Source organism: Ruegeria sp. AH12, from assembly GCF_056541465.1.
In genome coordinates, this window is record NZ_JBQFYL010000022.1 from 1 (window position 1) to 24,039 (window position 24,039).

The following is a 24,039-nucleotide window of genomic DNA, read 5'->3' on the forward strand; positions in this document are numbered from 1 at the left end:
GCTGGAAATGCCCAGCTTCGCACCAATTTCCTGAATCGGCTTCTTCCTCGCCTCGCGGGCAATCTCAATGTCGGATTTGTAACTCATTGGGTTTTAGACTCCCTGCAAAAGTAGGCCGAACGAATTCAGACCGGTCCACTTGTACGACCGGGACGGAATCGGTTACTTTCTTTAGGGTAAATAAATATTCCCTTTGGTCAACCTCTGAGTTACAGAGACCTTGACAGAACGATCATCTATCGCGCGATGGCACCTGCGGATCACGCGTAGCGCTTGCGCCCTGCGCTGAGCCCTAACAACCAATCCTCGACGATGCGGCGTTCCGGGAATGCTTTTTGCGATGGGCTCTTCAGAAGGTAATATCCCGACTGCGTTCGCACCGATACGTCGTGGATTGGCCTGACCAACGCACCACTTTCGAGCAGCGGGTCAACAAGATGAGCCCAACCCAAAGCGACCCCCAACCCATCGACCGCTGCTTGTATCGAGAGAGGATAGGTGTTGAAGGCCACAGCGCGTTCCATCAAGGAAGTGGAGATTCCATTGCCGGTAAGCCAGGTATGCCATGTCATCCATTCCGCATGGCTGCTGGTCACTTCAATCAGATCCAACTCCGGCAGCGCGGACAGGACTGCCGCCTTCGGATTACTTTTGAGATATTCAGGGCTACACACCGGGAAAACGGTTTCTCCGAACAAAAGCTGAGCATCATATCCCGGCCAATCTCCATCTCCACGCAATATCGTCAGATCCATCGAATCAGACAAGCACTCTGCGTCGCTGTCCGAAGACACCAGCGAAATACGGATGCGCCCATTGGATTTGTTGAATTTACGTAGCTGCGGCATCAACCAGAGCGACGCGACAGAGTTGGTCGCAGAGATCGAAACCGTGTTGGCCTGATGTTTGGCCAACATATCACGGCTTACGTCTCGTATCAGATCCAGCGACTTTTCAACGGTCGCCAACAATATGGCACCTTGCTGCGTCAACGAGACCGACCGATGGCCTCTAACAAACAACGGCACATCATAGTGTTGTTCCAACAGACGCACCTTGCGGCTGATTGCCGTTTCCGAAATGTTGAGCACCTTACTGGCCTGCGCAAAGCTCTGGGCCTTGGCAGCCGCTTCAAAAGCCAAAAGGTAGTCGAGCGGCGGAAGGACTTTCCCGGAAACTGGTGCTTTCTTTGGCATCTGGCGGCGGATTCCCGATCTAAAGCTGATTGCAATCAAAGACCATTTGCTTTCGTCGGCTGAAAACGATCAGGCAACTGACTGTTAAGATAATGAAAACCGGGATTAGCCTCAAGATTTTATGGGCAACGCCTCTCAAATTTCTGTTCTGCATCTCGCGCAAATTTAGGCAGAATACGCAAATTCGGGGCCGGAAGAGCCCTCAATCCAAAATTGAACGTCACTCAGGGAGCAAACATGAAACTTTCAAACCTACTTTCTGCTGCAACCTTGGCAGCGGTAGCGGGCACCGGTGCGATCGCAGAAGACAGCAGCGATCCGATCGTCATCCCAATTCACAACTGGTCCAGCCAGATCGTGATGTCTTACGTGGTCGGCCAGTTGTTCGAAGAGATCGGCGATAATGTCGAATACGTCACGACCGACAGTCAGGCGGTCTACGAGTCGGTGCGTCTGGGCGACGTCACGCTTGAGATGGAAGTCTGGGAAGGCGCATTTGGTGCATCCTTCCGCGCGGCTCTGGAAAAGGGCGGTCTGCATGATGCCGGCGATCATGATGCCGTCACCCGCGAGGACTGGTGGTATCCGATGTGGACCAAAGAGTCCTGCCCCGGCCTGCCGGACTGGAAAGCCTTGAACGATTGTGCGCATCTGTTCGCGACAGCGGAAACCGGCGATAAAGGCCGATATCTGGACGGTCCGGTTGACTGGTTGAAGCATGGTAAAGAACGTGCCGAAGCACTTGATCTTAACTTCACCGTAATCAACGCAGGTTCGGCTGCAGCACTATGGGCCGAGATCGGCGCCGCAGAAGCGGACAAGAAGCCGGTTCTGGTATTCAACTGGACACCCAACTTTGCCGAAGCTGTCTGGCCCGGTGAGTTTGTCGAGTTTCCAGCCTGGGAAGATGGATGCGATAAGGACCCATCCAAAGGTCCGAACCCCGATGCGCTGTATGATTGTGGTAACCCAGCAACCGGTTATCTGAAAAAGGCCGCATGGGATGGTATGAAAGACAAATGGCCTGCTGCCTATTGCGTATTGACTGAAATTTCCTTCACCAATCCGCAGATCGCTGAGATGGCCAAGCTGGTCGATACAGACGAGCTGGAACCGGAAGAGGCTGCCACCGAATGGCTGGATGCTAACCGCGCTGTTGTTGACCCCTGGATCGGCGCCTGCAGCTGATACTCCGGTCATACGCAACGAAACCGGCGCGGCCTTGCTGATCTCAGTGAAGCAAGGCCGCGCTTAACAAGAAAGAAAGGCAGCCATGTCCGCCACAGCGCCTGTAATCTCAGCCAAAAATGTTTGGAAACTATTTGGGCCTTCGCCCGAGAGCTATCTAAAGTCCATGTCGGCTGGCCGTAGCTTCGACGAGATTCGTGCGGACGGCTACATCGCTGGGGTCAAAGACGTCTCGATCGAGGTTGGCCGGGGCGAAATGCTGGTCATCATGGGACTGTCCGGGTCAGGCAAATCAACTCTTGTGCGATGCTTTTCGCGTCTGCACGACATAACTGGCGGCACGATCAAGGTTGACGGTCAGGATATCATGGGCCTGAGCGAGCGTGACCTGATCGAATTGCGACGCAACAAGATGGGCATGGTATTCCAGTCCTTTGGCCTGCTGCCGCACCGTACGGTCTTAGATAACGTGGCCTTCCCGCTGGAAATGCGTGGTCAGGATCGCCATGACCGACGCGAGCGGGCTTTGGAAGTTATCAAGCTGGTCGGCCTTGAGGGTCGTGAAGAATATTTCCCGCGCGAACTCAGCGGCGGGCAACAGCAACGGGTCGGCATCGCACGGTCCTTGGCGATTGAGCCGGACATTTGGTTTCTGGATGAACCGTTCTCGGCCCTTGATCCATTAATCCGGCGCGAAATGCAGGATGAATTCCTTCGACTGCAAGAGATGCTGGGTAAGACTATTGTCTTTATCACTCACGATTTCGACGAAGCGCTGCGCCTCGCAGATCGGATTGCAATCATGCGCAATGGCGCGGTTGAACAATGTGATACACCCGATCAGATCGTCATGAACCCCGCCACCGAATACGTGGCGAAATTTACCGAAGACATCGACAAGGCCCGTGTCGTGCACGCAAAAGGGCTGGCAAAACCCATTAATGGACATGCTTTGGAAGGCACACCTGTCAATGGCGGCTCGACCATCCACGAATTGGCGCGGGTTCTGGTCAACGACAACCGCATCCTTCTGCCGGTTGCCGATGAAAAGGGTGTTGTCACTGGTGTTCTAGAACGCGACGCCGCGTTGAATGTCCTGCTTGGAACCGAATGATGGCGACGCTGTCCACTGATCTTCTCGAAACCTCGGATAAGCCGTCGGGGCGGACCCGCGTGCTTACGGCATTGCTGGTCGTGGCCTTTGCGCTGATCCTCGCCAAGGCCGCCGGTGTTTTGCCCGAATGGCTGAACCGCATACCCGAAGCGGCCATCCCACCCACCGCGCAGGTTCTGGATGCGATCTTCAACTTCATCCAGAACGACCTTGGCCTGATCTATGTGACTCGCTTCATTGCCGAAGGCCCGCTGGAATTTTTGTTGGACACATCTGCCAACCTTTTGGAAGGCAAGCGTCGCTGGCCCAACCTGGGACCGATCCCATGGTCTGCGATTGCCGCGGTTGCCGCTGTCGTCGGTTATGCCGTCGGGGGATGGAAATTGGCAGCCCTTGGTGCGGGTACCTTTGTCTGGACGGCGGCGATCGGACAGTGGAAAATCGCCATGCAAACCATGTCCGTGATTGTAGTCGCGGCACCCTTGGCGTTCCTGTTGGGTCTGGTTCTGGGTATCGCCGCGTGGAAATATGGCTGGTTCGAGCGGATGCTGAAACCCATCTTGTCCATATTGCAGACCCTGCCCTTCTTTACCTATCTGTTGCCAGCCGTGATCTTCTTCAAGGTCGGGCCAACAGCCGGGGCTGTAGCAACGATTACGTTCGCCATCCCGCCGATGATCCTAATGACAACACTGGGACTTAAAAAGGTCAGTCCCGAAGTGATCGAAGCGGGTCAGATGTCTGGCTGCACCCGCTGGCAGATGCTGCGCCACGTCTATGTTCCGGCGGCACGCACCGAGATTCTGGTCGGCGTCAATCAGGTGATCATGCTGTGTCTGGCAATGGTGGTTCTGACAGCGTTCATCGGTATGCCCGGACTTGGCGCCAAGCTGTTGGCAATGATGGGCAGCTTCAAACTGGGCCGTTCCTTCGAGATCGGAGTTACCATCGTTCTTCTGGCCGTAACGCTGGACCGAATGTCCAAGGCTTGGGTGGTCAAGCAACCGGTTCACTTTGAACGCGGCACCCCCTGGTGGAAGCGGCACCAGATCTCGCTGGTCGCACTGGGTTTATTCATCGGGTTTATCCTGCTCTCGCAGGTCTTCCCGATCCTTGCCGAAGTTGGCCGCAAGCAGCACCTGAGCCAAGGCAAGGAAATTGACGTGGTAATCAAGTCGTTTCTGGCGATTGATGCCATCAAGGGAACGACTGAATGGTTGCGCTGGTTCCTGAACGTCAAGGTTCTGATCCCGTTCCGGGACACGTTGCTGGCGATCCCCACCCCCGCCTTCATCCTGCTGGTCGTAGCCTTTGCCTATTGGGTCGGCGGACGCCGCCCGGGTATCTATGCTGCGGTGTTCTTTACCATCATCGCATTCTCGGGCTGGTGGGACCGGTCAGTGATCACTCTGTATACAGTGATGTCGGCCGTTGCACTCGCAACCTTGATCGGCATACCACTTGGCGTGATTGCCGCCCGATCCACCCGCTGGTCCAAGAGCATCCTTCTGGCTTGCGACACCGCGCAGACCTTCCCAAGCTTCATCTACCTGATCCCTGCGATCATGTTGTTCGGCGTCAATGATGTGGCTGTCGTGTTCTCAATTCTGATCTTCGCCGCAGTGCCATTGATCCGATACACCATTATTGGCCTCAGCAGCGTCCCTCCGGAAATGACAGAAGCAGCAGATATGTCCGGGTCCACGCGGCGTCAAAAGCTGATGTCGGTTCAATTCCCGCTGGCGCTGCCAACAATGGCTGTCGGATTCAATCAGGCGATTATGTTTGCGTTCTTCATGGTCATTATCGCGGCCTTCATCGGCACACAGGACCTTGGACAGGAATTGCAACGCACGTTGGCAGGGACCGAATTGGGCAAGAACTTTGTTCTTGGCCTGAATGTGTCGCTGATGGCGCTGACCTTTGACATGGCTATTAGCAGCTGGGCGGAACAACGCAAAAAGCGGTTGGGGCTCGATTGAGATGGAACCGCTTCAGAACAGACGTAGTGTTGCCCGTTTCGACGATACAGGATTTATCCGGATGCGGATGGACGGCCTGCCAGACGAGCAGGTTTGGTGGAAGAACGTCAGCTTTGATGAGGAAACCGGGCAAGGCAGCTATCTTATGAAGATGGCGCCGGGCACACGCTCGAACCCCCACATCCATCACGGACCAGAAGAGTTCTTTGTCCTCGAGGGCGATCTGACCGATCACGATGGGTTTTGCTATCGCAGCGGGGATTTCGTCAGCCTTGCCGCAGGATCCAGCCATTGCTCGCACACTGAAACGGGCTGTCTTTTGGTGGTGACGCACCGCGGTGCGACGGAATCCATTCAGGAAGGTGCATTATGAATGTGAAGCCGGTTTTCGAAGTCCCATTCGAACGCAGCGGGGTTCTGGCCCCTGGCCTTCCGATCCTGCCCCACGGGACAGAGCGCCACCCGGTTCCCGGCATGGGGTCGCGCGCAGTTCCGGTGTCCAAAGGCGATACCATCACGTTGCTGGATCGCGATGGCATGCAACCGGTCGAAATGGTCTTTTTTGCCCCTGATCGGAGTTCCGACGCAGCCATGCTGGGCGCGCAGGGGCATGGGCGGCCCCAAGGGTTGATTGCAACGCTGGCAAATGGCTCCGCTTCAGGGAAAAAGGTACTGCGAGCTCTGGAAATCGCCGGATTCGATGTCGGAAAAGGTGACGCAATTCGCGCTTTCACAGATGGGTCTCGCCCCGGCGACATGGCGCATTTCGTGGCGGAAAACGATGGCCTTTTGATCGTCGCCGCACCCGGCAAGGCGATGCGCCCTGAGGACAACAATCCGCCCACGGATATCATCTTGTATATCCAACGCTCTGCACCCGGATTGGAAAAGCCCGATGTAGGCCCGCCTGATCCGCTGGCTGATCCTTTGAAGGACATCAACATTCAGCCCGGCAATGCCAAGTCCTATGAGGTCAAAGCAGGAGAATTCATACAGATCGTGGATATCCGCGGGCGCGAGTGTTCTGATTTCCAGGCCTTCAGCCGCCGTGCACTGGATCAAGGGATCGAGCGCGAGATCGACCCGACCACAACCCGCAGTCTGATGGGCAGCTTATATCCTCAACCGGGGATATTCTCGAAATACTGGTCGGTCGATCAAGAACCTTTGGTCGAAATCGTACAGGACACCTGCGGACGGCATGACACGTTCGGCCTCGCCTGTACCGCGCGGTATTACGAAGACCTTGGCTATCCCGGTCACGTGAATTGTTCGGACAATATCAACAAGGATCTGGATCAGTATGGCATCAAGCCTCGTGGTGGCTGGCCGGCGATTAATTTCTTTTTTAACACAATGCTGGACGAGACCAACGCCATCGGTATGGACGATCCGTGGTCACGGCCTGGCGATTTTGTCCTGTTGCGTGCACTGACCGATCTGGTCTGCGTCAGCACTGGATGTCCCTGCGACATCGATCCGGCGAATGGCTGGAACCCAACCGATATTCAGGTGCGAACCTACAAGGCGACCGAGGATTTCAAGCGATCCTACGGCTACAGAAAATCTGCGGAGGCGGATGTGGAAGAAACCAAAAAAACCGCGTTTCACGACTGCTTTGCACGGCACACGCGTGATTTCATCGAATACAACGGTTATTGGCTACCCAATACAATGACCAATCACGGTGCGATTGCTGAATACTGGGCCTGTCGGGACAAGGTCGCAGTCATGGACCTGAGCCCCCTGCGGAAATACGAGGTTGTCGGACCTGACGCCGAAGAACTGTTGCAGCTTTGTGTGACTCGCAACATGAAAAAGCTGAGCGTTGGTCAGGTCGTCTACACAGCCATGTGCTATGAACACGGCGGGATGATCGACGACGGCACCGTCTATCGTTTGGGCGAAACAAACTTCCGCTGGATTGGCGGGAATGACACCAGCGGATTGTGGCTGCAGGAACAGGCACTCAAACGCAATATGAATGTCTGGGTGCGCAATTCGACAGACCAATTACACAACATCGCGGTACAGGGGCGGCACAGCCGCGACATTCTTTCCAAGATATTCTGGACGCCGCCTCAGCAACCGACAATCGAAGAACTGCCATGGTTCCGGCTTACCGTCGCACGTGTGGGCGATGTGCAGGGGACGTCAGTGGTTATTTCCCGGACGGGTTATTCCGGCGAACTTGGATACGAAATCTTCTGCCACCCCAAAGATGCCGTCGAAGTCTTTGATCGCGTCTGGGAAGTCGGTCAGGAACACGGCATCGCACCGCTCGGGCTTGCGGCGCTCGACATGTTGCGGATCGAAGGTGGATTGATCTTTGCCGGGTCGGAATTCGATGATCAGACGGACCCGTTTGAAGCAGGCATCGGCTTTACGGTGCCACTGAAGTCAAAAACCGACGATTTCATCGGACGGGCGGCAATCGAAGAGCGCAAAGCACACCCGCACCGTAAATTGGTCGGTTTCGAAGTCGAAGGGGGCACGGTCCCCTCGCCCGGCGATTGCGTGCGCGTTGGAAAGGCGCAGGTTGGCGAGATTACAAGCGCAATGAAATCACCCGTTCTTGGCAAGGTCATCGCATTGGGCCGGGTTTCAGTTACCCACGCCACCATTGGGGCAGACATTGAAATCGGACAGTTGGACGGGCAGCAAAAGCGATTGAAAGCTAGGATCGTTCCATTCCCGCATTTTGATCCGGCAAAAGATCGCGTGAAAGGGATATACGCAGAAGCGTTGGTTCCGGACGCTGCAGAGTAGCCACAAGTAAGGTGACGATATTCGAATTCATCATGTACAATCGTCGCCAAGCCTCAAGAATGCACTCGTCGTTCGGCTATGGAATTGTGCCCAAAACGGGCATTTTCAGACCGCTGCTCCGTCAAATCAACTTGTTCGCATTACTGGCGTTGTATTCGATACCCGTTTTGGCGGACGAATGTGATCGGATTACTATGCTGGAAAGCTACGAAACGTCTGCAGTCGCACCCGATGGCGCAATCTGCGAAACCTTTGTGGGCTTGGCCGGCGCCAAGGGCATTTCATGCTTTTGGTCATTTTCGTATCGAAGCGACAGCGCTGAGCTATTTTTTCGCGACGCTTGGCAGGAAGTTTTACGCTGTCGCGAAGGTATCAGCCCATCAAATTCCGACACTGTGAATCACCCTGACAGCTACTACTTGCGGGAACTGATCACAGAGCGAGGTACATACCGCGTGTCAAAGAAGGACAAGAGCCAGAAAAACCAAACTTTAGTTATAATGGGTTTTGTAAACCACGAATAAGAAGCCCTTGCGTCTCGCCACCGTCGCGATGGCGAACAAATCAGCTAGGATCATCTGGGCTATTCTGACAAACAAAAGGAGTACCGGCAGACAGTCGCTTGATCCTGTCCAGAGATGCAAGACGCTTGACGTGAAGATGCAAAACGAAATCACCCAAGAGTGAGGGCACTCGGACCAAGATCGTGGCTCTCAGAGGTCGTTTAGCCGATAGGAGCCATACTTGCGGAACTCATCAGGGTTATCGGCAACAGCTTCACAAACAGGCCGGACACACGACTGTGCTAACAGACCAGCGCAATCATAGAAATCTCTTGCAACGCAAGAGCCATCCACACACGACCTTGGGTAGAGTCTTCGTTTGCTGCCGTGGCATCCCGATCTACAGAGATTCACAACAGTTTTGCGTCCTCTTCACTGTTCACTGCTTCCGCCAAGCCACGTTCTTGTCGCTTCAAGCCCTTCGCGCAAAACAGAAAACATCTTCTTAATTTCACTTTCGCTAATGATAAGGGGCGGTGAAAGAACACACATATTGATAACAGGCCGAACTAATAACCCACGTTTTTGGCATTCTATATCGATCTGGCCACCAATCTCGTAATCGCGCCCCAGCTCGCTCTGAGGATCACCATCGACTGAGCACTGAATGCAACCCATTAAACCCATCCCACGCACGTCGGCAACGATGTCGATTTGCCGCAACTGCTGCAGCTGATCCTGAAAAGTCGGAGCGACCTTTCGAACGTGTTCGAGAAGTTTTTCCCGCTCAATAATCTCAAGGCTCTTCAAACCCGCAGCCGCGCTAACCGGGTGACCAGAATAGGTATAGCCATTTGAAAAGGTAGCATCTTTTCCTGCAACGTCTGCGATCAATCGGTCCGAGATAATCGCGGCACCCATTGGCGCGTACCCAGATGTCATTCCTTTGGCACAGGTGATTATGTCTGGTTGAATGCCGAAAACAGCCTCTGACGAAAACCAATGCCCCAATCGCCCGAAAGCTGTGACCACTTCGTCGGAAATGTACAGAACATCATACTTCTTGCAGATGTTCAGGCAGCTTTCGTGATACCCTATGGGCGGCACGATCACGCCGCCAGAGGCAAGAACCGGTTCGGCAATAAAAGCAGCAACATTTTCTGGACCAAGCGCCAAAATGGCGTTTTCAAGATCGGAAACTTTCTCTTTCAGAAAGCTCTCATCGCTTTGACCGGTCGCACGATAAAGCGGATTCACGTCTGGCAAGAAATGTGCGAGGTCATCGGCCTTGTCGAGCCAAAGCCTGTCACGTTCTTTTCCGCTGACGCTGGCCGCCAGATAGGTGCTGCCATGATAGGCTTTTTGCCTTGAAATAATCCTCTTTTTCTCGGGCCGACCCAAGAGGTTGTTTCGAAAATGGACAAATCGGATTGCCGTATCCACCGCAGTGGAACCGCCGGTGGTAAAAAAGACATTGTTCAAATCGCCCGGCGCACGTTTGGCGATTTCGCGTGCGAACCGCGCAGCAGTCGAGTTGGCGTTGTTGAAGGGCGAGAAATAGGCAAGGTTCCGCGCTTGCTCGGCCATGGCCTCGGCCATCTCCTCTCGTCCATACCCGATCTGGGTGCACCACATGCCTCCCGGTCCGTCGATCAAGCGTTCGCCTTTTTCATTCACCACATGGATGCCGCTGGCACCTTCGATAAATGTCCGGTCGTTTTCGCGCAAAGTTGCCATCCCTTCCCACGGGTGCAGGAAGTGATCATTGTCCCATTGCTTGGCGTTAGAATTATCCACGGCGGGCCATGCTTTCTGCGCTCATCACAATTGGGAATTCTTCGCGCACCTGAGCGTCCGAGGCGCCAAAGTAGTTGGGGAAATGGGTGTCGAGAATGGAATTAGCCTTGTCACGGGCACGGTCCATCAGATCAGTTTTTCCTTCGTTTTCCCATGTATCTGTACGCTCACGATCCATAAGCCGCGGGTAGACAAATTCAGTGTTCATATAGTTCAGCGTGTGTGGGTTTCCGAGGAAGTGACCAGGATCAATGGCGCATTGGTGGATCACATCCACCGCCATAGTTTCATCTGTGACCTCTATCCCGCGCAACGATCGCAGGATCATACCGCCCGCTTCGTCATCGATAACCATGCTTTCAAAACTGCATCCCATCAGGCTGCCAATCATGCCCCCGAATTCGCAAAGGCGATTGGCACCGGCATGAGCGGCTAGCGCGAAGGTCAGCGCCTTTTCCAACCCGTATTGCGCGTCGGGTATTTTGGCATCGGTCATGCCTGCGCCAACAGATGTGGGAAGGCCATAGAAATTACCCATCTGAATAGCTGCCGCCCCGATCAGGGCCTGCTCTCCGCTGCCGCCGGTGAACGATCCGCTGCGCAAATCAGTGATGAAGGGCCAAGCGGCAAAGCAGACCGGACAGCCCGGCGTGATGAGGTTTACAATGGCAACACAAGCCAACGTTTCGGCCACGGTTTGCACCAGTGTTCCCGCAAGCGTCGCGGGAGCTGTGGCCCCGGCTTGAGGAGGCACAGCCAAATCGACAGTCAGGCCAAGTTTGGCGGTGTCAATCAGGATTTCCATATTTTCCTTGCCGATCCGCAGGGGCGAAACCATGGGACAGCCGCCAAAAATGACGCTTGGTTTTTTCATGAAAGCCCCTTCACCCCCGTGGGCCAAATCAAACATGCGGATGGCATGCGGGATATGACTGCGGTCGCGAAAAGTAAGGCAAGCAGGTTTTTGGCTACCGGCGAGCATTGCATATATTGTGTTCATATCGTGGGCGAAATCATCGGTCACATCGGTAGCCAAAACTGTGTCGCCCAGCATATGGATGTTGTCCAAACGGTCCACCAGACGGGTGAAATCATAAACATCGCGCAGGACCGAAGGGCGATAGGACTTGGTCTCGGAATCGAAGGTTGTGACCGCGGTTCCAGAGTTGGCGAAGTAAACGCTCTCTGCCGAACAATGCATGTCGTCTTTGCCTTCACGCTCTCCGCGGGCATAGACGTAAAATTCCTTGGCAGCACCAGCCAGGATGTCGTCCATCAGGGCGCGCGGGAAGCATAGCCGATTGAGGTCATTCATCACCGCGCCCTTGGGCAGCACCAGATCAAGCAGTTCCGGGAAATGGTCGGTGACGCCGGTGTTTTCCAGAACGGTCAGGGCCGCTTGATGGATGTTCTCCATATCTGATTGGGTCAACGGCTTATAGCGTCCGCCACTTAGGCCCCCACGTACGGCCTCATTGCCCGTGGTCGCCTGTTGAACCTTTATGCGTGCGGCGCGTCCACCGCCACCGCGACGGCGTGATTTTGCCTCAGCCATGACCGGCCATCCTTTGTTCTGGTTCCGGGCTGATCATGGTGAAATAGAAGTCATAAAAATCCTGGATCGATGTTTCCATTTCACCCAAAGGACCGGGTTGGAAGTATTGAGAGTTTACGCCCGACTGGTTGTGCCGAATGATACGTTCGTCATCCAAAGATGTGACATGCCAAAGCCAGGTCAGGTCTTCTTTGTTGTAGTCCTGGCCTTCTTCGGCGTCAGCGCGAACCAGCCAGACCACCTGAATGTCAGTTTCCTGCAGGCCACGTGGAATGAAGCGGTAGCCGACCATGTGATCCGAATAAATCAGGAACCAATTTAGTGGACCAATATCAAAGTCAGTTGCGCCACCGTCGAAGCCTTTCAACGTTCCAAGCAATGGCGCAAGCGCCTCGCCCGATTTGCTGCCGGTTTTGTAGCCTGGATAAAGCGGATAGCGCCGATAGTACGCGCTGGTAAATGGGGTCGGCGCAGCGTCGCCGACAAGCGCCAATTCATCAGGTGACAGCCCAATTTCCACAGCCCTTGCCTTTAGCGGTTCGATCAAGCCAACCATGTCTTGCGGCGATTTCAGACTATGGGAACGAGAATACTCTTTGTGCGCTGGCCCGCAGTGGTAGCACTCAAGATAGTTTTCCACCGCTAGTTTCCAATTCGCTGGAACGGGAAATGACGCCGTATGCGCTACTTTCAGATCGTCAAAGCCATAGGGCTCGACGAGTGGCAAAAGTTGGTTAAGGACAGGATCAAGCGATGGCGTGTTTGCATCGGCACAGACAAAAATCAGACCCTTGAAGACACTCACCTGAACAGGAAAGAGCCCGAATTTGGACGGGTCAAAGTGTTCCCCCATGTTGTGACCTGCACGAAGTTTTCCCGATAGCTCATATGTCCAGGCGTGGTAGGGGCAAACAAGAACACGGGCGTTGCCGGACTGTTCGGTGCAAACGCGAGATCCCCGATGGCGACAGACGTTCAAATGAGCGCGAACTTCGCCTTCGCGGTCGCGAACAACGATAATGCTCTCCGGGCCATAGTCGAACAGGAAGTAGTCACCGGGGTTTGGGATTTGGCTGACATGCCCTGCCCAAAGCCAGTTGCGGTTCCAGACCTGGACGATGTCATAATTATAGATGTCTTGCGAGGTATAGAAACCGCGCGGTAAGGCGTGGCCGTACTGGTGCGAGGCTATCAACGCATCCAACTCAAACGGTCGGCTGTTCATCTCGTTTCCTCCAAATCGATTATCTCGCGGCGAAACCAATCCTTGTCCACTTCTGCCTTGGGGCGTTCAAAATCGCGAGCGGCGCGGTGGCCCGCGAAGACCGCGTCAACGATCAATCCCGGAGACGCGGCATCGCCAATAAGTTCGAGGGTTTTGAATCCAATCCCGCGCAGGCTGTCATACAGCGCCGTCTCACGCTGGCGCTCGGTAACCAGAACGGTCGAGGCACACGGAATATCCGTTTCGCGACCGGTAAAGGCACAACCGATGCGCGCCATCTCACCTTCAGCCGCCGTCAGCACCTGATTGCAGCGAATGTCGATGCCAAGCTCGATCAGACGGGCCTGAATGCGCGGCTGCTCCAAAGTATTGACGGCGTAAGCTGAGATCAAACTCTCCGGCGTGACAAAGACCACTTGGTATCCGGCGGTCGCCAGTTTTTCGGCGATCACCCCTGCCAGATAGATGTGGTCATCATCATAGATCATCACCGGGCCATCCGGAGGCAGAACGCCGTTCATGATGTCATCAGGCGTCAGCACCTTAGCACCCGGCGTGATCGTGGGCAGGCGGCGCTGCGTATTGCGACCCACTCCATCGGCACGCCAGTGGCTGCCGGTGGCCACAAAGACATGCTCGATTCCAAGCTCTGCCACTTGTTCAGCGTCAAGCCTGCTGTCGGTGAACAACTGCACGTAGGCGCGTTGTTTCAGATCGTTCAGGCGATAATCGACGACGCGGGACCAAGCTGCGAGGCCGGGAAGTTTGCATTCCTTTGTAACCCTCCCACCCAATTCACCCGAGGCTTCAGCCAAAGTCACCTGATATCCACGCCTTGCCAATTGCATCGCGCATTCAAGACCGGCAGGACCACCGCCGATGACCAAAGTATCCGCGTCGCTCTTTTTCGGCGCGATGATCTCGGGGTGCCAACCGCGGCGCCATTCCTCACCCATTGTCGGGTTTTGGGTGCAGCGGATCGGAATACCCAGATTGTCGGATGAGACGCAGATATTACAGCCGATGCATTCGCGGATTTCGTCGATCCTGCCTTCTGCAATTTTCTTCGGAATGAACGGGTCCGCGATGGAAGGTCGCGCAGCTCCGATCAGGTCGACAATTCCCTTTTTAACCATCGACAGCATCATATCGGGGGACGTCAGGCGACCGACACCCACCACGGGTTTCCGTGTGACCTGTTTGACGTGGGACAGAAACGCGTTCTGATAGCCATCTTCCGGCTGAAAACGGGTCGTGGCACTGTCATTCGACCAATCGGCCACATTCACATCCCATAGGTCAGGAAGATCCGCCAAAAGTTCGACCACGGCGCGGCCTTCTTCTGCCGCCTGCATGCCGTTGGCACCCATCATCTCATCAATGGCAAAGCGGAATGCCACAGCGCAGCTGTCACCCACAGCTTCGTGGGTGTCTTCCAGAAGCTCGCGGGTTAGACGCACACGGTTTTCAAGTGACCCACCATATTCGTCACTCCGCTGGTTCATATGCGGCAGCATGAAATGTTGCGCCAATGTCATGTTGTGTCCGGCATAAACGTAAACGATGTCAAATCCGGCTTCTTTTGCACGCAAGGCGGCGTCGCGGTGCCAGCGGCGAAATTCCCGAATATCGGACTTATCCATGGCCTGCGCCTGCTTAGGATGCGTCGTGTCGACGGACATCTCGGAAGGTGCAAGAACCGGAGCGCGGGTCAGCAGGTTTTGCGCATGATTTCCATTGTGTACCAGTTGGATGGCCGCCAGCGCACCATGCGCGTGTACCGCATCCGTCATCAACCGCAACGCGGGCACATCGCGCCCGTCCCATAACCGTCCCTCAGCATAAGGAGACAAGTCTGAGGTTGGGTGGATCTCAGTTTCCTGATTTGAAACCACCGCCCACCCGCCTTCGGCCTTCATCCCGCGAACGGCAGCATCCGCCCGTGGACGGAGGTGCCCCAACCCGGTGCAATGGGGCACCTGATAGAAGCGGTTCCTGGCTGTCACCGGACCGATCTGGATCGGTTCCAAGAGCAAAGCATATGCGTTCGCGTTCGACATAAACACGCGTTTTCCTGTATTTGGGATCCGCAGCCGAATGGCCCCGGAAATGTGGTTGTATTAGAAGCCGGCTTTGATCCGCTCGAACTCCGCCAGCATTTTTGCTTCAAGCTCAGGATTCACCGCATCAAAGAACAAGCTGCCTTCGAAAAAGCTTTTGGGATCAGAGAAGCCATAGGTTTCAATGCTGGTCTGATCGGCGATTTCGAACGCCTTGGCGTTAGAATGCGGGTAACCCCAATTGTCGATGATGTACTGGCCACTGGCAGGATCAGTGAGTGCATTCAACAGATCATAAACCTGATCGACCGGTGTTGTAGAAGACTTCAGATGCACATAGCCGCAAGCCCAGGTCGCGATACCTTTGTCAACGTCTCGCATCATTGCCGCAGGCACTTCGTTCCAGATCAGGTTCAGCTCGGACTGGTTCCAGGCCCAACCCATTTCGATCTCACCACTGGTCATAGCTTGATCAAACTGACCCGCATCGGACCAGTAAAAGCGCATGTTCGGGTGGATCGAGCGCAGGAAGTCAGACGCTTCCTTGAACTGCTCATCGCTCAGGTTGGTGTAATCGTCAGCATTTCCGGTAGCCAACGCCGCCAATGCATATGCAGATGATGCGGCATCCGGGATGGCGATCTTGCCCGCATAGGCCGGATCAGCCAGCAGTTGCAGCGAGATGTCATCGCCTGAGATTTTGTCGGTGCGATAGATAAGGCCAGTATTCCCCCACTCGAACGGCAACATGTAAAGTTGGCCGTCCAGGACGATGGCGTCCACTTCCTTGATCTCGGGCAGCACATCGGCCCAATTGGTCAGCTTGCTTTCGTCCAGCGGCTGTATCAGATCGGCCGCGACCCATTTCCTGACCGCGTCGGAACAAGGATGTGCCAGATCAGCCGTGAAACCCGAGCTTAGTTTCGTAAAGGCTTCCTCCTGACTCCCGAAATAGGAATAGCTTGGCGCCTCATTCCCGTATTTTTCCATGTAGCTGGCGAAGAAGCCCGGGTCTTCATACCCCGACCAGTCAAACACCGTCAGATCGGCGCCACCGGCACTGGCGCTTCCTGTACTTATTGCCGTCGCACATGCGAAGGCCGCAATTCCCTGAAGTTTCATATTATCCTCCCTTTTTTATTCTATGTTTGTACCAAGATCGATCACGCTGGCGCTCTGAAGCCCCAGCCAGACCGCGTCGCCGCGATTGAAATCAACCGTGTGAAAATAGTTCGGAACCGAGACCGAGATCGGCTTGTCGGTCCCCGCAACCTGTATGTGGTAGTGAATGTTTTCACCGTAGAAGGCGACATTGCTGACTGTGCCCTGAACAGTTGATGGGTAGTCCTCGGGTTTTTCAGTGGTGATTTCCAATTGTTCGGGCCGAATGCCGATGTTCATATCTCGGGCGCTGGTCGCGACGTTAGGGTTCCTTTCAATCTCCATTTGGCCAAAGGCCTTGGCGTCGATTGAAAGCGTATCGCCATTTTCTGCCAGCAACTGTGCTGGCAAGATGTTCATCTCACCGATGAAACTGGCAACCTGTTGATCGCAGGGGCGGGCATAAAGCGTGGTTGGTGTATCCACCTGCTTGAGCCGCCCATTGAACATCACACCGATGCGGTCGGACATGGTCATCGCCTCATATTGGTCGTGTGTGACCATCACAAAGGTGATACCAAGCGATTGCTGCAGGTTACGCATTTCAAACTGCATCTGCTCACGCAGCTTCTTGTCGAGGGCTGACAAGGGCTCATCCAGCAACAACACTTTAGGTCGCATGATCAGCGCACGGGCGAGCGCCACCCTTTGCCGCTGCCCGCCCGACAATTCACTTGCGCCGCGATCCTGAAGACCGCCCAACTCGACCATTTCCAAGGCTTCCGCGACGCGCTGGTCGATCTCCGTCTTTGATGCCTTGCCCCGTAATCCATAGGCCACGTTGTTCCCGACGTTCAGGTGCGGGAAGATGGCGTAGCTCTGAAAGACCATGTTCGTTGGACGGTTGTTGGCAGGCACACCTTCCATGTCCTGACCGTCGATCAGCACGGTGCCCTTGGTCGGTTCCTGGAAACCCGCGATCATCCGCAATACCGTGGTTTTGCCGCATCCCGATGGGCCGAGAAGCGAGAAAAACTCGCCCTCTTTGAGGTCGAGATTGATACCGCTAGCCGCCAAGAACGTGCCATAGCGTTTCTCGACGCCCCTGAGTTCTATGATATTTCTGACTGTCATCGGACCTCTGATGCGGATGAGCGGCGGCGGAAATACTCGGCCAGCACCAAAAGCAGGACCGATGTAAGCAGCAGGATAGAGCCCAGCGCCAGCACGTTTGGAAGCTTGGCGGGGAAACGGATCTGGCTCCAGATATAGACCGGCAGGGTTGGCTGGTTGCCGGACAGGAAAAAGGCCAGGACGAACTCATCGAAGCTGACCGTAAAAGTGACCAGCATGCTGGCTACGATACCGGGGGAAACGACCGGCAGCGTCACGCGGCGGAAGGTTTCGAACACGCCGACGCCCAGATCGTAAGATGCCTCTTCCAGCGAGGCATCAAAGTCATCAAATGCAGACTTCAGGATCGAGACGGAAAATGGCAGCGCAAGAAACGTATGACCCAGAACGACGGTCAGCAAAGACGGCTTGAGACCAATGAACAGAAACAAAACCAGCATTGAAGAAGCCACGATAATGCCAGGTATAACCAAAGGCAGCATCACCAGACCCTCTGCGGCACGCTGACCGCGAAACCGGTACCGAACAAAGGCGCGGGCGGCGAACAATCCCATGGTGGTAGATAAAAGTGCGACGACGGTGCCGACACCAAGCGAATTCCAAAGGGCCTGGATCAATGTATCCTGCTCGCCCAGCTTCCTATACCAGTCCAGCGTCCAGCCCTTGATCGGAAAAGCGACGATTGTGCCGCTGTTGAATGAAAACAAGGGCAGAAAAAGAACCGGCAGGTACAGAAATACCAGATACAGGAAAGCATAGGCCGTAAGGGTCGAGGGACGTCTCATCTGATCCGCCTCCCTAGCCGAGTCGCGGTAATCACAAACACTATGGCGACAAAACCGACTGACAGCATCGCGATCAGCGACAGTGTGGCGCCGAGTGGCCAGTTATTGGCAGCCCCGAACTGCACCTGAATAAGGTTGGCGATCATCTTCCCGTCCGACCCGCCGACCAGTGCCGGCGTTACATAATCGCCTACGGTCGGGATGAAGATGATCAGGCAAGCAGCAATGATCCCTGGGATGGTCAGCGGCAGCGTCACCCGCATAAAGCGTTGAAAAGAGCTGCTGCCGAGGTCTGTGGCGGCTTCCAGCAGGCTTGGATCGATTTTCTGCAATGAAACATAGATCGGCAGGATCGCAAATGGCGCCCAGGCATGAGCAAGCGTCAGCACGACTGCAAATTCATTGTAGAGCAAGAAATCGAGCGGTTCGTCGATCAGACCAAGCATCAGCAGTGCAGAATTCATCACCCCGTTGAACCCAAGGATGAGCTTCCAAGCAAACACGCGCAGGAGATAGCTGGACCAGAACGGAATAGTGATGAGCAGAAGCCAGATGGTCTTTTTCCGTGCCTTCATCGCAATGAAGTAGGCGATAGGATAAGCCAGTGCGACGGTTACGACAGTGACCGCCCCTGCAATCCAGATCGACCTGAGCATCAAGTGTCGAACCAGCGGGTCGGTAAACGCTTCGCGATAGTTTTTCAGCGTCGGCGTCTTGTCGAGCGTTACGTAGGTTTGCGTCCAGAATGAATAGGCGATCAGGATCAACAATGGCGCCGCCACCAGAAAGCCCACGTAAGCCGTGGCTGGTGCGCTGAGGGTATAGCCCCGGGACGCTTCGCTACGAAAGATCACCCAACCTCCCTTCTCGGTTTTCACGAGTCACTAATGGACGATCGTCCATTAAATGTTGCGCCAGAACAGCCTTTCGTGTCAATCTCTCTGTGACCTGCACATATGAGAAGATCTCAAACCAATGGAATCATTTGATAAAGTGAAAGACCCTAAGGGAAGAAAGCGTAGTTCGAAACGCGATCCTGAGGCCAACAAGCAGCTTCTGATCAAGGCAACTTTGGACACTATCGCGGATATTGGAGTTACCGATACCTCGGTCAGCCGCATCTGCGAGCGTTCTGGATTGTCACGCGGAATGATCCATTTGCATTTCGGGGGAAAGGACAATTTGTTGACGGCAGCAGCCCAGCATTTCAGTGCCCAATACTATGCCGAGATGGACAGATTGACCGATCTGGGCTCGGATGCATCGCCCGAAGACCGCGTGATGGCTGTGATCGAGGCGGATCTGTCCGAAGCTCTGCTCAATCCAAGAAGTACAAAAATCTGGCATGCATTCCGAGGCATCGCGAGCTCGCACGCTGGCATCGCTCGTTACAGCAGCACTCAGGATCAAAAACTTGTCGAGACTTTGCGGCTCGCGTTCAAGGAGATAGCGCAAGAAAACAAGCGTGACTCAAACTTGGTGGAGGATGCCACCGCCGGAACGTTGGCTTTGCTGGAAGGTATGTGGGTCAACTACCTAACAGATATGCAGGGCTTTTCACGACGACGTTCTGTTGATCTTGTCAGACGGTTCTTGTGCGGACTTTTCCCCGGAAAATTCAAATTGTAAGATTTTGGAACGCTCAGATTTGACACAGAAAACAGAAACTTCTCGGGACACTGATGCAGACTTTTGACTATCGATATGCTTGGGCTTTGCGCGTGAGTGGCTTTCGGTCGCAATTCTTCGAAAGCGGGGTCGTTTGCGATACGCGGCGAAATGAAACTCTGAGGACTTTCGGCAAAGTCGGCATTTGTGTTCAGCGCGTCGGATTCTACGATAAAATGTAAAGGGCCCGATGCTGCGCGTTCAATGAAGGTCAGCTTGACGAGACCAAGCGCCAAACGCTTGCTAGACAAAATTTAAGATGGGCGCGAAGCCGTCCTCAGCCCATTTGCGCAATAAAGCCCTTCAAAAACCTATTGATGCCCACCAACGACAAAGCTCTATACTGCAGTGCGGTATTGCGATGGTGTCATCCCGATCTCTCGTTTGAAAGCTGAATAGAAGGATGAGCGAGAGTTGAATCCGACGTCATAAGTTATGGCTAGAATCGTGTCGTCGGTGCTGCGTAGCCTGTCGGCGGCGTCACGAACCCGCCATCCATTCACATAGTCAAAGAAACGCAGACCAATTTTCTCATTCAAAGCCTGTGAAGCGTAGTGAGTCGTCACGCCGATCTTGTCAGCGAGGTCCCAAAGCGAAAGATCAGGCTCAAGGTAGAGCTTCTTGTCCTGCATCAGCGCTTCTATCTTTGCCGCAATCCTATCAAGGCGATCATCACTTAAACCCGACTTGCCGTATTTTCTGAACTGCAAGGGTTTCGATCCGCTGATCGGTGCGGTTGCTTTTGGCGGAACAAGTCCCGGTCGTTGCCGCGTACCCCACAAAGCGATGCTCCACATCAAAGCAAAGCGGACGATAATTGCGGCTGCAAGTGAATCAAGCATGGCCACGCCCGGAAAGGACAGTTGTAGTTCCGTGGCAATGATTCCCAGTAAATTGAATATCCAAAATATGAAGACTGCCGCCGCGAGCCACCAGGCCCAAGCCAATTCGCGGCCCTCTGTACTGGCAAACAACTCCTTCAATCGGCTTCTATACTGCCTCAGTCTTCGGAGGATCAAAAAAGCGTAGATCGGAACAAGCGCATAGAAGAGTACCGTCGCGCCATACAGCCCAAGAAGTGCGATAGTTTGCCATATCACCAAATCCTTCGCACCAGGTCTTAGGCCGGCTTGCAGTGAGGGAGGCAAAAGCAAGATGTAGGCATAGACGATACAGGCAAATCCGATGGGTAGTATGTGCCAAACACGCCGCACAGGGACCGTTTTCTGTGTGGTATCTTTGGTCAGGCGATAGACATAAAGCCACAATAGATACGGCTGCACCATTGTCAGCGGGATCTCAGCCAGTTCAAGCGCGATCATCGCGGGCCCCGGGCGGTCAGTTGGAAACAGAACAGAAACGGGAAGTGCCAACAGCTCGGCCGCGCTGGCCATGAAAAACATGGCAAGTGGTAGCCGACTGTAACGGTCGCGGTCGGGCAACAGAAGAACGTTGCTGCAAAACAGTGACAAAACCAAAAATCCAACAGCCGCAGTTAGACGCAGTGTCTCTAGATCGAAATGTGTCGGTACAAGGTCCATAAACAAAGGTCATTTATTGTGCAGAGTCAGGGTGCAACCAACACTGATCGGTTGCGCCCTGTGTCCTAGAGTTTTTGTTCAGAACAGGAAACAGTCTTCTGTCAATGGATCGCAAGAGGTTCCAAAAATCATAACCTCCGCGTCGCCATAGCTGATTGTTGTGAAGGTGCCATGCGTTTCTATTTCAAGATCGTCAAAGGCAATCCCGGTTTGAGAAAAGTCGAGCAGGTCTTCTTCTGCGTTGAAGCCGAAGATGCGATCCTGACCGGAATTTTCCTGGAAGACAAACGTGTCTGCTCCGTCGCCACCCCACATCAAATCACGCCCCGCGCCGCCGTTCAGTATGTCGTCGCCTTCACCACCGCGAATGATGTCATCGCCATCTCCGCCGAACAACCTGTCGTCACCTTGACCGCCACGAACGTGATCGCGCCCGTCACCCCCGTGAATTGTGTCATCGCCGAGATCACCGCGCAGAAAGTCGTTTCCGTCGCCACCGGAAATTCTGTCATCACCATCGCGCCCTCGGATAAAGTCGCGCCCGTCACCTCCGTCGATCTTGTCGTCGCCATAGCCACCGCGCAGATGATCATTTCCGCCGCCACCAATCAGTTGGTTGTCGCTATAGGCTGCATCTGGTGCTTGGCGCAGAACGTCAATGAAATCGCGGCCATCTGTGCCGATCGACAGGGTCGAGCCGTCCGAAAAGGTGAAGCGACCGGTATCCAGATCACCCAGTCGGCCTTCAAAGGTCAGGCTGGCGTTGCCCAAGTCCAGCACGGTTTCCGGTCCGCCCAGCGCATCTTCATCTTCTGTCAGCGAAATCTCGGCAGCTGTACCTGCGATGGTAAAGCTTTCGTCCGACGGATCGAAACTTGCCCAGGAGTCGTCGTTGTAAATTGCGGAAAACGCCGCGACCAGCAATTCTGTAGGCTCCGCGTTCGAATGGGTGGTCGCGATGGAGAAGATTGTACCGGATTCGACATGCAAGAACGTGGCTGTGTTGGTACCCAAGGTACCGCCCGCAAATCCAATGAACTGTTGCCCATAGGCGATGCCTGACGACAGACCAAGGCTTTCTCCATCCAGACTTGGGGTGCCATCTCCTGCACGGAAGTCCAGCATCTCTTCCAGTTGATCGGGTGGCAGCAGCGTACGAGAGACCAGCAACGCGTCCATGAAGCGGATCATGTCTGAAGTGGTCGATACAACACCGCCAGACGCGCCAAAGTCTATGGGCACATCTGTGACGTCCAAGATATCGCCGGGGAAAAGTTCCGCATAGGATCGCAGCATACCGTCTGTTTGACCTTCAGATCGCATTGAGCTGTCATCCATGCCAGCAGCCGAGAAAATCCGGTCGGACATCACTTCTGCAAAACTATCGCCAGTCTTTTCTTCGATCAGCTTTTGAAGAAGCAGGTAGTTCGTATTTGAATACCCATAGGCTTCGCCCGGCGCAAAGTCAGCGGGTTGTTTTGCAACAAGCGCCAACATGCCGTCGGGCCCAAATGGTTGTGTGGGATTGGCCAAGAGTTGTTCGATGAATGCCGGTAAGTCACCCTGACCTGGGATCGTGTCGAAATCGGGGATACCGGACCGATTTGCCAGCAATTCGCGCACGGTGACTTCACCAATGTTGGGAATGTCTTCTAGGTCAGAGATGTCCATCTGCTCTGCCAAAGGCGCGTCAAAATCGATAATACCTTCCCCGACCAGTTGTTGCACGATCACTGACGTCATCATCTTGGTCTGCGATCCAACTTCAAATGTGTTGTCAGTACTGGCAGCCTCATCTCCATTGAGTTCAGTCGTTCCGTTTGCGTTGCGGATCGACAATCCGCCGCGCGCAATTTCAAGAAGCACTGCAGGCGCTGGGTGAGCGTTGGCAAAGTCTTCCAGCGCGGCTTTAGGTCCCGAGCTAAGGGCATCGGGGTCAAATAGAGACATAAGGTCAATCCTTGTTGATGTCAGATCAAAGACGGACCCATCAGCCCGCTAGACATCACTTGTTTGTTTCGATTGTTTGATGCGTCCGGATTGATCGGGACGGACAGAAAATCTGTTCAGAACAGTCGCTGACTCTGGTCATGCACACCTATGAGATGGGCACTTCGGAGTTACATCGAACCCACATGATGTATGCAGCCACCGCGCCGACCACGAACCGAAGCATTTACCCGAAGGAACTCAATCGAAGTCGATTACAGAAAGCAGGACGGACACAAAACGAAGAAGAGCCACACCGCTTTGGCAGATCAATTATTCTGCGCAAAACAGCACGACTGAAACAGTCCCGTTACCGAAGCGCGGACCCTAGCGGTTGATATCTAGTTGGGCCACAGACACCTTTGTTGCGATTTCCTGGTTTCTGTATAAGTCCCAACATAGGTCTTCGAGCGGACGGCCCGTAGCAGATCT

Annotated in this window: 18 protein-coding genes; 7 read left to right on the top strand and 11 right to left on the bottom strand. The window is 54.4% G+C overall.

Going from position 1 to position 24,039, the window contains the following annotated elements; all coding sequences use genetic code 11:
* Window positions 1-260: 260 nt before the first annotated feature.
* Window positions 261-1,235, bottom strand: a complete 975-nt coding sequence (locus tag ACR0EL_RS20230) for a LysR substrate-binding domain-containing protein (RefSeq protein WP_480501821.1) — start codon at window positions 1,233-1,235, stop codon at window positions 261-263.
* 198 nt (window positions 1,236-1,433) lie between these two features.
* On the opposite strand from ACR0EL_RS20230, the gene ACR0EL_RS20235 reads away from it, so the two are divergent.
* The 6 genes from ACR0EL_RS20235 to ACR0EL_RS20260 all read left to right on the top strand — a co-directional run bounded on the left by ACR0EL_RS20235 (window position 1,434) and on the right by ACR0EL_RS20260 (window position 8,773).
* The gene (locus ACR0EL_RS20235; RefSeq protein ID WP_353009280.1) at window positions 1,434-2,384 is read left to right on the top strand and encodes an ABC transporter substrate-binding protein; all 951 of its coding nucleotides are present in this window, start codon (window positions 1,434-1,436) and stop codon (window positions 2,382-2,384) included.
* Window positions 2,385-2,469: 85 nt separating this feature from the next.
* The gene (locus tag ACR0EL_RS20240; protein WP_480501823.1) at window positions 2,470-3,498 is read left to right on the top strand and encodes a quaternary amine ABC transporter ATP-binding protein; all 1,029 of its coding nucleotides are present in this window, start codon (window positions 2,470-2,472) and stop codon (window positions 3,496-3,498) included.
* Window positions 3,498-5,480 carry an ABC transporter permease gene (locus tag ACR0EL_RS20245; protein ID WP_480501825.1) on the top strand — a complete coding sequence of 661 codons (1,983 nt, stop codon included), beginning with the start codon at window positions 3,498-3,500 and terminating at the stop codon, window positions 5,478-5,480. Before ACR0EL_RS20240 ends, ACR0EL_RS20245 begins: the two co-directional genes overlap by 1 nt.
* Before the next feature lies 1 nt (window position 5,481).
* Window positions 5,482-5,853: a cupin domain-containing protein gene (locus ACR0EL_RS20250; RefSeq protein ID WP_480501827.1), complete on the top strand. Its 372-nt coding sequence runs from the start codon at window positions 5,482-5,484 to the stop codon at window positions 5,851-5,853.
* Window positions 5,850-8,249: a trimethylamine N-oxide demethylase gene (locus tag ACR0EL_RS20255; protein ID WP_480501828.1), complete on the top strand. Its 2,400-nt coding sequence runs from the start codon at window positions 5,850-5,852 to the stop codon at window positions 8,247-8,249. Before ACR0EL_RS20250 ends, ACR0EL_RS20255 begins: the two co-directional genes overlap by 4 nt.
* Before the next feature lie 32 nt (window positions 8,250-8,281).
* Window positions 8,282-8,773 (top strand): hypothetical protein, encoded by a 492-nt coding sequence (locus ACR0EL_RS20260; protein WP_480501829.1) that lies wholly within the window; start codon window positions 8,282-8,284, stop codon window positions 8,771-8,773.
* Between the two features lie 411 nt (window positions 8,774-9,184).
* Here the strand turns inward: ACR0EL_RS20260 and ACR0EL_RS20265 are convergent, their stop codons facing one another.
* The 8 genes from ACR0EL_RS20265 to ACR0EL_RS20300 are packed head-to-tail and all read right to left on the bottom strand — an operon-like array spanning window position 9,185 to window position 19,263.
* Window positions 9,185-10,489, bottom strand: coding sequence for an aminotransferase (locus ACR0EL_RS20265; protein ID WP_480501862.1), 1,305 nt, complete (start codon window positions 10,487-10,489; stop codon window positions 9,185-9,187).
* A 52-nt stretch (window positions 10,490-10,541) separates the two neighbouring features.
* Complete coding sequence (locus tag ACR0EL_RS20270; RefSeq protein WP_480501831.1) at window positions 10,542-12,104, bottom strand: trimethylamine methyltransferase family protein; 1,563 nt, start codon at window positions 12,102-12,104, stop codon at window positions 10,542-10,544.
* Window positions 12,097-13,329 (bottom strand): aromatic ring-hydroxylating oxygenase subunit alpha, encoded by a 1,233-nt coding sequence (locus tag ACR0EL_RS20275; RefSeq protein WP_480501832.1) that lies wholly within the window; start codon window positions 13,327-13,329, stop codon window positions 12,097-12,099. The genes ACR0EL_RS20270 and ACR0EL_RS20275 overlap by 8 nt, the downstream gene beginning before the upstream one ends.
* A complete protein-coding gene (locus ACR0EL_RS20280; RefSeq protein ID WP_480501834.1) occupies window positions 13,326-15,389 on the bottom strand; it encodes an FAD-dependent oxidoreductase in 2,064 nt (687 codons plus the stop codon). Before ACR0EL_RS20280 ends, ACR0EL_RS20275 begins: the two co-directional genes overlap by 4 nt.
* Before the next feature lie 60 nt (window positions 15,390-15,449).
* Entirely contained in the window at window positions 15,450-16,511 is a 1,062-nt protein-coding gene (locus tag ACR0EL_RS20285) for an ABC transporter substrate-binding protein (protein ID WP_353009300.1), read from the bottom strand.
* Window positions 16,512-16,526: 15 nt separating this feature from the next.
* The gene (locus tag ACR0EL_RS20290) at window positions 16,527-17,624 is read right to left on the bottom strand and encodes an ABC transporter ATP-binding protein (RefSeq protein WP_480501836.1); all 1,098 of its coding nucleotides are present in this window, start codon (window positions 17,622-17,624) and stop codon (window positions 16,527-16,529) included.
* Window positions 17,621-18,409 (bottom strand): ABC transporter permease, encoded by a 789-nt coding sequence (locus ACR0EL_RS20295; protein WP_353009306.1) that lies wholly within the window; start codon window positions 18,407-18,409, stop codon window positions 17,621-17,623. Before ACR0EL_RS20295 ends, ACR0EL_RS20290 begins: the two co-directional genes overlap by 4 nt.
* A complete protein-coding gene (locus ACR0EL_RS20300; protein WP_480501838.1) occupies window positions 18,406-19,263 on the bottom strand; it encodes an ABC transporter permease in 858 nt (285 codons plus the stop codon). The genes ACR0EL_RS20295 and ACR0EL_RS20300 overlap by 4 nt, the downstream gene beginning before the upstream one ends.
* Before the next feature lie 121 nt (window positions 19,264-19,384).
* On the opposite strand from ACR0EL_RS20300, the gene ACR0EL_RS20305 reads away from it, so the two are divergent.
* The gene (locus ACR0EL_RS20305) at window positions 19,385-20,038 is read left to right on the top strand and encodes a TetR family transcriptional regulator C-terminal domain-containing protein (protein ID WP_480501840.1); all 654 of its coding nucleotides are present in this window, start codon (window positions 19,385-19,387) and stop codon (window positions 20,036-20,038) included.
* 377 nt (window positions 20,039-20,415) lie between these two features.
* On the opposite strand, the gene ACR0EL_RS20310 is transcribed toward ACR0EL_RS20305, so the two are convergent.
* Together ACR0EL_RS20310 and ACR0EL_RS20315 are read right to left on the bottom strand one after the other, a co-directional pair.
* Window positions 20,416-21,618, bottom strand: coding sequence for a helix-turn-helix transcriptional regulator (locus ACR0EL_RS20310; RefSeq protein WP_480501841.1), 1,203 nt, complete (start codon window positions 21,616-21,618; stop codon window positions 20,416-20,418).
* Between the two features lie 78 nt (window positions 21,619-21,696).
* Complete coding sequence (locus ACR0EL_RS20315) at window positions 21,697-23,568, bottom strand: serine hydrolase (protein ID WP_480501842.1); 1,872 nt, start codon at window positions 23,566-23,568, stop codon at window positions 21,697-21,699.
* Window positions 23,569-24,039: the final 471 nt, after the last annotated feature.